The sequence below is a fragment of the Streptomyces torulosus genome (assembly GCF_001419765.1).
In the GTDB taxonomy this organism is placed as follows: domain Bacteria; phylum Actinomycetota; class Actinomycetes; order Streptomycetales; family Streptomycetaceae; genus Streptomyces; species Streptomyces torulosus.
In genome coordinates, this window is the sequence record NZ_LIRK01000343.1 from 390 (window position 1) to 8,514 (window position 8,125).

At 71.1% G+C, this 8,125-nt stretch carries 5 protein-coding genes; 2 read left to right on the plus strand and 3 right to left on the minus strand.

Annotated elements, in window-relative coordinates:
• Positions 1 to 45: 45 nt before the first annotated feature.
• Positions 46 to 1,539, minus strand: a complete 1,494-nt coding sequence (locus AOK23_RS23715) for an MFS transporter (protein ID WP_055714684.1) — start codon at positions 1,537 to 1,539, stop codon at positions 46 to 48.
• 399 nt (positions 1,540 to 1,938) lie between these two features.
• Between AOK23_RS23715 and AOK23_RS23720 the strand changes: the two genes are divergently transcribed.
• The gene (locus tag AOK23_RS23720; protein ID WP_055714685.1) at positions 1,939 to 2,727 is read left to right on the plus strand and encodes an ABC transporter ATP-binding protein; all 789 of its coding nucleotides are present in this window, start codon (positions 1,939 to 1,941) and stop codon (positions 2,725 to 2,727) included.
• The gene (locus AOK23_RS23725) at positions 2,724 to 5,360 is read left to right on the plus strand and encodes an ABC transporter permease (protein WP_055714686.1); all 2,637 of its coding nucleotides are present in this window, start codon (positions 2,724 to 2,726) and stop codon (positions 5,358 to 5,360) included. The genes AOK23_RS23720 and AOK23_RS23725 overlap by 4 nt, the downstream gene beginning before the upstream one ends.
• Before the next feature lie 192 nt (positions 5,361 to 5,552).
• Here the strand turns inward: AOK23_RS23725 and AOK23_RS23730 are convergent, their stop codons facing one another.
• On the minus strand, positions 5,553 to 6,107 hold the full coding sequence (locus AOK23_RS23730) for a phospholipase A2 (RefSeq protein ID WP_055714687.1): 555 nt from the start codon (positions 6,105 to 6,107) through the stop codon (positions 5,553 to 5,555).
• 174 nt (positions 6,108 to 6,281) lie between these two features.
• Positions 6,282 to 7,724, minus strand: coding sequence for a DUF2079 domain-containing protein (locus AOK23_RS23735; protein WP_055714688.1), 1,443 nt, complete (start codon positions 7,722 to 7,724; stop codon positions 6,282 to 6,284).
• Between the last annotated feature and the right edge of the window lie 401 nt (positions 7,725 to 8,125).

Consider the following 8,125-nt stretch of genomic DNA (forward strand, 5'->3'; position numbering starts at 1 on the left):
TCTCGTGCCGCCCCGTGCCGTTGCGAGTCGCCGCGAGCCGCTCCTTCAGTCCTTCAGTACCGGGAACCTGCGCGGCGCCACCACCAGCAGCACCAGCAGCGCGACCGTCGCCGCGCACGCCGCTCCCAGGTACACCGCGTGGACGGCCTCCGCGACCGCGCGGCGGACCGGCTCCGCCGTCGTGCCCGCGTCCAGGCCGTGGGTGACCGCGTCGAGGTCGCCCGCGCCGCCCAGGCGGGAGGCCAGCACGCCGTTCGCGACCGCGCCGAAGACCGCCGCGCCCAGGGTCTGGCCCGTCTGGCGGCAGAAGAGGATCGACGCCGTCGCCGTGCCCCGCTCCTCCCACTCCACCGTCGACTGGACGCCCACGATCAGGGGGAGCTGGAACAGGCCCAGCGCGGCGCCCAGCAGCAGCATCAGCAGGGTCGGCTGCCAGGCCTCGCCCGGGTAGGGGAGGAACGGGAACGCGAACAGCAGCAGCGCCGCCGCCGTGATGCCCAGGATCGCCGTGTCCCGGAAGCCGATGCGGCGGTAGACGTGCTGGCTCAGGGCCGCCGACACCGGCCAGCTCAGCGTCCAGATGGAGACGACGAAGCCGGCGGCCACCGGGGCCAGGCCCAGGACCGACTGGGCGTAGGTCGCCAGGAACACCGTCGGCGCCACCATCAGCAGGCCGAGCGCGGCCAGCGCCAGGTTCACGGCCGCGATCGTGCGGCGGCGCCACACCCAGCCGGGGATGATCGGTTCCGCGGCGCGGCGTTCGATGAGGACCAGCGCCACGACGAGGGCGACCCCCGTGCCCAGCAGGGTCAGGGAGGGCCAGGACAGCCAGGCCCAGGCCACTCCGCCCTGCACCAGCGCCGTCAGCAGGGCGCCCCCGCAGGCGAAGATCGTCAGGGCGCCGGCCCAGTCCACCCGGGGCCGCGTGGTCCGCTCCCGGACCGGCTCGTGCAGATGCCGGACCAGGAGCCACAGGGCCGCCGCGCCGAGCGGGAGGTTGATCAGGAAGATCCAGCGCCAGTCCGCGTAGGCGGCGAGGACCCCGCCCACTCCGGGGCCGGCCACCGCGGACACCGCCCACACCGTGGACAGCTTGGACTGGATCTTGGGGCGCTCCTCCAGGGGGTAGAGGTCGGCCGCCAGCGTCTGCACCGTGCCCTGCAGCGCACCGCCGCCCAGGCCCTGGACGACCCGGAAGGCGATCAGCGCGCCCATGTTCCAGGCCAGCGCGCACAGCAGCGAGCCCAGCAGGAACAGGGCGGCGCCCACGATCAGCACCGGCTTGCGGCCGAAGGTGTCGGAGAGCTTGCCGTAGACGGGGAGGGTGACGGTGACGGCGAGCAGATAGCCCGAGAACAGCCAGGAGAAGACGGAGAAGCCGCCGAGGTCGGCGACGATCTGCGGGACGGCGGTCGAGACGATCGTGGAGTCCAGCGCGGCCAGGCCCATGGCCAGCATGAGCGCGGCGGTGACCGCCCCTCGTCTGCCGGATCCGGTGTGCTGTGCCGCGTCGCGTAGCGCGGGTCGTGTCTCGCCCACCGGATTCCTTCCCCCTGCATCTACCTGCCGGGGACCACCATGCCACTTGTCCCTCACGTCACGGCAGGGTGCAGCCTGAGTGCGCCGGAAGGTGGAGCCGAACCCTGAGACCGGCTCCACCCCTCGGTGGAGGTCCCTTAGGGGTATCTCCGTACTACGGCCAGGGGCGGGTTCGTACCGCCGGAGGAAGAGACGGGACGGTACCCGTCCTTAACCTGGCTTTACGCCGCTGGGGGGCGGTGGACCGGACCCACGGGGGTGGGGTTTTCCCCAGCAGAAGACTGCGCCGAGCACCAGCGCGCGGGACACCCCTGGGCCACCAGACTCAAGGCACCACCGAGCGACAGCACCACCTACTGAGCAACAGCACCATCTGTTGACCGACTTAGGAGACATACCGTGACATCGGCTGTGACCATCACCAGGCACGGGGGCACTGGAGGGCGTACGGCCGTTGCCGCGCGGGCGCGACAGGTCGTGAAGGCGTACGGGTCCGGCGAGACCCGTGTCGTCGCCCTCGACCATGTGGACGTGGACATCGCGCGGGGTCAGTTCACCGCGATCATGGGGCCCTCGGGGTCCGGCAAGTCCACGCTCATGCACTGCCTCGCCGGACTCGACACCGTGACGAGCGGTCAGATCTACCTCGACGAGACCGAGATCACCGGCCTGAAGGACAAGAAGCTCACGCAGCTGCGCCGGGACCGGATCGGGTTCATCTTCCAGGCGTTCAACCTGCTGCCCACGCTGAACGCGATCGAGAACATCACGCTCCCCATGGACATCGCCGGGCGCAAGCCCGACCGGGAGTGGCTCGGCCGGGTCGTGGAGACCGTCGGGCTCGCCCAGCGGCTGAAGCACCGGCCGACCCAGCTCTCCGGCGGACAGCAGCAGCGCGTCGCCGTGGCCCGGGCCCTGGCCGCGCGCCCCGAGATCATCTTCGGGGACGAGCCGACCGGCAACCTCGACTCGCGGGCCGGCGCCGAGGTGCTGGGCTTCCTGCGGCGCTCCGTCGACGAGCTGGGCCAGACCATCGTGATGGTCACCCACGACCCGGTGGCCGCCTCCTACGCCGACCGCGTGCTGTACCTGGCGGACGGGCGCATCGTCGACGAGATGTACCAGCCGACGGCCGACCAGGTCCTGGACCGCATGAAGGACTTCGACGCCCGGGGGCGCACGTCATGAGCGTGATGAAGACATCGATGCGCAACTTCTTCGCGCACAAGGGACGGATGGCGCTGTCGGCCATCGCGGTCATGCTGTCGGTGGCGTTCGTGACGGGCACCCTCGTCTTCACCGACACCATGGGCACCACCTTCGACAAGCTGTTCGCGGCCACCTCCTCCGACGTCACGGTCTCCGCGGCCGGCGGCGAGCCCGACGAGGTGTCCCGGACCGGCCGCCCCGACTCCCTGCCCGCCTCCCTGGTGAAGGAGGTGGCCGCGGTCGAGGGCGCCAAGTCGGCCGAGGGCGCCGTCTCCTCGATGGACGTGACCGTCGTCGACCGCGACAACAAGAACATGGGGTCCTCCACCGGCGCCCCCACCATCGCGGGCAACTGGACGAAGAACGACCTCCGTTCCATGGAGATCACCTCCGGGCACGCCCCGCGCGGCCCGACCCAGGTGATGGTCGACGCCGACACCGCCGACAAGCACGGCCTGAAGCTCGGTGACGAGCTGCGCACCATCACCGTCAGCGGGGACATCACCGCCCGGATCGTCGGCATCGCCTCGTTCAAGGTGACCAACCCCGGTGCCGCCGTCGTCTTCTTCGACACCGCCACCGCGCAGCGCGGACTCCTCGGCGCCACCGGCCGGTTCACCCAGGTCAACGTCACCGCCGAGGCGGGCGTCAGCGACACGCGGCTGAAGCGGAACGTCAGCTCGGCCCTGGCGACGCTCACGGCGCAGACCGAGCAGGGCGCCAAGGGCGAGCAGGGCGCGAAGGGCGTCCAGGAGACGGCGTACAAGGTCCGTACGCAGCAGGAGACCGCGGACGCCAACCGCAGCGACGTCGACGAGTTCATGAACGTCATCAAGTACGGGATGCTCGGCTTCGCCGGGATCGCGTTCCTCGTCGGGGTCTTCCTGATCATCAACACGTTCTCGATGCTGGTCGCCCAGCGCACCCGCGAGATCGGTCTGATGCGGGCCGTCGGATCCTCCCGCGGACAGGTCAACCGGTCGGTGCTCGTCGAGGCGACACTGCTCGGCGTCCTCGGCTCGCTGATCGGTGTCGGCGCGGGCGTCGGCCTCGCGGTCGGCCTGATGAAGCTCATGTCGGCCGTCGGCATGGAACTGTCCACCCGCGACCTGACGGTGCGGTGGACCACCCCCGCCATCGGCATGCTGCTGGGCATCGTGGTCACCGTCCTCGCGTCCTATCTGCCCGCCCGCCGCGCGGGCAAGGTCTCCCCGATGGCCGCGCTGCGCGACGCCGGCACCCCGGCGGACGGCAAGGCCGGACTCGTACGGGGCCTGGTCGGCCTGGTGCTCACCGGCGCCGGCGCCTTCGCGCTCTACCTGGCTGCCACCGCCGACCAGGCGAAGCAGGGCTCGCTGATCCTCGGCGTGGGCATCGTCCTCAGCCTCATCGGCTTCGTCGTGATCGGCCCGCTCCTCGCGGGCGGTGTCGTGCGGGTGCTCAGCGCCGTACTGCTGCGGGCCTTCGGCCCCGTCGGTCGGATGGCCGAGCGCAACGCGCTGCGCAACCCCCGCCGCACCGGCGCCACCGGCGCGGCCCTCATGATCGGCCTGGCTCTGGTCGCCTGCCTCTCCGTGGTCGGCTCCTCCATGGTGACCTCGGCCACCGCCGAGCTGGACAAGTCGGTCGGCGCCGACTTCATCATCACCGCGGGCAACGGCGGCAAGCCCCTCAACCCCGCCACCGTCAAGGCGGTCGAAGGGGTCGAGGGCCTCGGCCACGTCACGCGGATGAAGGAGACACCGGCCAAGGTGACCGCGCCCGACGGCACCTCCGAGTCGGGGCAGCTGCTCGCCGCCGAGGCCACCTACGCCGAGGACCTGCGCCGCGAGACCGTCTCCGGTGACCTCGCGGCCGCGTACGGCGCCGACGCGATGTCCGTCGGCTCCGAGTTCGCCGAGAAGGCGGGCGTGAAGGTCGGCGACACCCTGACCGTGGCCTTCGAGGGGGGTCGCACCGCGAAGCTGCGGCTCGCGGCCATCACCTCCGACGACACGGGCCTCGACAAGGGCGCGATGTACACCAACCTCACGACCGTCGAACGCCATGTGCCGGCCGAGCGGCTGCCGCTGGACACGGCCCTGCTCGCCAAGGCGGACGAGGGCAGCAAGGACCAGGCGTACGCCGCGCTCAAGACGGCCGTCGCCAAGGACCCCACGGTCAAGGTCATGGACCAGACCGACTACAAGCAGGCCCTGCAGGACCAGGTCGGTCAGCTGCTCAACATGGTGTACGGCCTGCTGGCCCTGGCCATCGTCGTCGCGATCCTCGGTGTCGTGAACACCCTCGCCCTGTCGGTGGTCGAACGCACCAGGGAGATCGGCCTCATGCGGGCCATCGGTCTCTCCCGCCGCCAGCTGCGCCGCATGATCCGCCTGGAGTCCGTGGTGATCGCCCTGTTCGGCGCGCTGCTGGGCCTGGGTCTGGGGATGGGCTGGGGCGCCACCGCCCAGCGGCTTCTCGCCCTGGAGGGCCTGGAGGTCCTGGACATCCCGTGGCCGACCATCATCGGTGTCTTCATCGGCTCGGCGTTCGTGGGCCTGTTCGCCGCCCTCGTCCCGGCGTTCAGGGCGGGACGGATGAACGTCCTCAACGCGATCGCGACGGAATGATGCCGGCGGGGACGGGGCCGGGTCCGGGCTAGGGGGACCGGCCCCTCGGACCGGTACGGGGGTCCCGCCCGAGGGGCTGTGAGGACCGGGGACGGCGGGGCGTGGGGGATGATCCCCACGCCCCGCCGTTTTCGTGCCGCCCGGTCCTGCGGCGGCGTGCCGCCTGGTCCCGCGCGGTCGGGCGGGGCGGCGTCAGCCGGCGGCGCGGACGGCCTGGTAGTACTTCTTCGCCGTCTTCAGGCACGCGGCCTTGGCCTTCTTACGGACGGGCGGTGTCAGCGGGTCGGCCCAGAACTTCTGTCCGCAGGCCCGGTTCATGTCGCCCAGGAATGCCTGGTCGATCCGGAGTTTGTGAGACCGCTTCCATGTGGCCTTGCCCGCGATCGTCTTGTAGTTGCGGTATCCGAAGTCGTGCCGGTAGCAGGCGAACGAGAAGTCGTACCCGCCCCAGATCTTCTCCGGTGACGAATTGCAGTAGTTGGTGCTCCAGTTGAACTTGTACTGCGTGATCGCCGGCTTGTGCTGCCGGTGCTGCCCGAGCGCCGTGAACCACTTGGTCTGGGAGCCGGACGAGTTCCCCGTCAGGGTGCTCAGCTTCGACAGCTTCTGCGCCTTGGTGACGCCGGCGACCGCCTGCGTGGACGCCCCACCGTCCGCTGCGGGACCGGCGAGGGCGGGTGCGGCGCCGGTCAGCAGAAGAACCGCCGAAAGGGTCGCGCCGGGAATTACTCTGCGTAACGTGGTCATGGTTTTCCCCGTTTCTGGTTGGCTTGCTGCTCGGGAAGCGATCGCCACGGTGCCATGTCCACGGAGGGGCGCCAATTGTCCCTTGGTGCAGTGCGCGGAATAGAAGAAGGTGTTCCGTATTCCCGTGGCATGGGATGGGGAGTCGGGGGCGCAGAGCCACCCGGGCGCCGGGGGTCAGACGCGGCGCAGCAGTACGTATCCCTGGACGAGGCCGTCGAGTTCGTAGCGGTCCCGGGGATGCAGCTGACGGGCGTACCGGGGAACGTCCTTGACCCACCGCGAGGAGTTGTTGAAGACGATGTAGTCCGGGGCGAGGCCCTTGGTCCGGCCGATCCAGAAGACGCGGCAGCGTGACGTCAGACGGCTGATCGGGCCGACGTTGGACTCCACGGTGGCGCCGTCCGGGATCGTGGCCAGCAGCTTCTCCACGGCCACCACACGCTCCGGCACCCGGTAGGCGTCGGCCTCGGTGAGCGCCGACAGCGGCAGCGAGGTCGTCAGCGCCAGCGCCGCCGAGGCGACCCCGGCGGGCAGATGGGACGCGTACGAGCGCAGCCACCGCCGGGGGCTGCGGCGCGCGGCGGGCAGCGCGTCGACGAGGGCGAGGAACACGATCGGCATCAGCACGGCGCTGTAGTGCCACGCCGTGCCCCAGTAGTGGTCGTCCGACGACAGGAAACGCCAGCCCAAGGTGGGCAGGGCGGCGATCAGGAGCGGTGACCGCAGGGCGAGCAGCCCGGTGGTGGGGACCAGCAGCCACAGCAGGGTGCGGATCTTGGTGTCGAGGCCGTCGAAGGGGCCGGCCTCGGCGACCTTGCTCCAGTAGTCGTAGCCGCCGGAGGAGTTGAACGCCGGGATGATCATGGTGAAGGTGACCAGCGCCGCGACCGCGCCGAACGACGCGACGGCGACGCCGAGGGCGACGTCGCGCTGCGAACCGTGCCGCCCCGCCCGGACCACGACGAGCAGCGCGAGCGCCGCCAGCGTGACCCCCAGGTCCTCCTTGACCAGCACCAGCGGCAGGGCCCACAGCAGCGCCGCCCGCCATCGCCGGGCGAGCAGCGCCTCCAGGGAGAACCCGATCAGCGGCACGGCGAAGCAGACTTCGTGGAAGTCGAAGTCCACGGCCCGCTGGAGCCCCCACGACAGCCCGTACGCCACGCCGATCGCCAGCCCCCGAGGCCGACCCAGCCGCCGGGTCGCGGCCCGTGTCACCGGCACCGCCGACAGGGCGAACAGCGCGGCCTGCGCGACGAGCAGCGTCAGGGGCGAGGGGAAGACCCGGTAGAACGGCGCGAGCAGCGCGGTGACGGGGCTGAAGTGATCGCCGAGCACATGGAACCCCGGCCCCTTGAGATCGACGACCGGCGCCCGCAGATGCGCGTACGCGCGCACCGCCTGCTCGAATATCCCCAGGTCCCACGAGCGTGTCCCCATGTACCGGTACCGGCAGACCGACTCCGTCGCGTACGCCACGAACAGACCCAGGGCCAGCAGATGGGGGGCGCGCCGAGCGAGGGACGAGCGCCGGTCGAGCGGCCGCGACGGCGCGACCGTGACCGGCTCGGATATGACAGGCGGTACGGAGGACGCCGGTGGTGACACGGTCGAGGACATCGGGACTCACGTTCATCGCGGGACGGACGCACCGGGCGCCCTACAGGGTAGGCGGACGCTCTCCGGACGAGGTGGAGCGGGCCGAGGCGGTACGTAAGAAGCCGACCGCAGCCACCAATAGCGGCGCGGGGAACTGCGCGGGGAACCACGACGAGCCGGTGAGCCAAAAGCGGTCCGCAGCCACGGAAAGGGGCGCGGGGAACTGCGCGAGCGACCACGACGAAGCGGTGAGCCAGAAGCCGACCGCAGGCACCCTAAGGGGCGCGGGGAACTGCGCGAGCGACCACGACGGTCCGCAGCCGAGCGAGCACCGGAGGCCCCTGCTTCATCGGCGGGCTGGGCCCCTGGGCCCCCGCGGGGTCGAAGGGGTCGAGCCTCTGGGGACGGGACGGGACGGGACG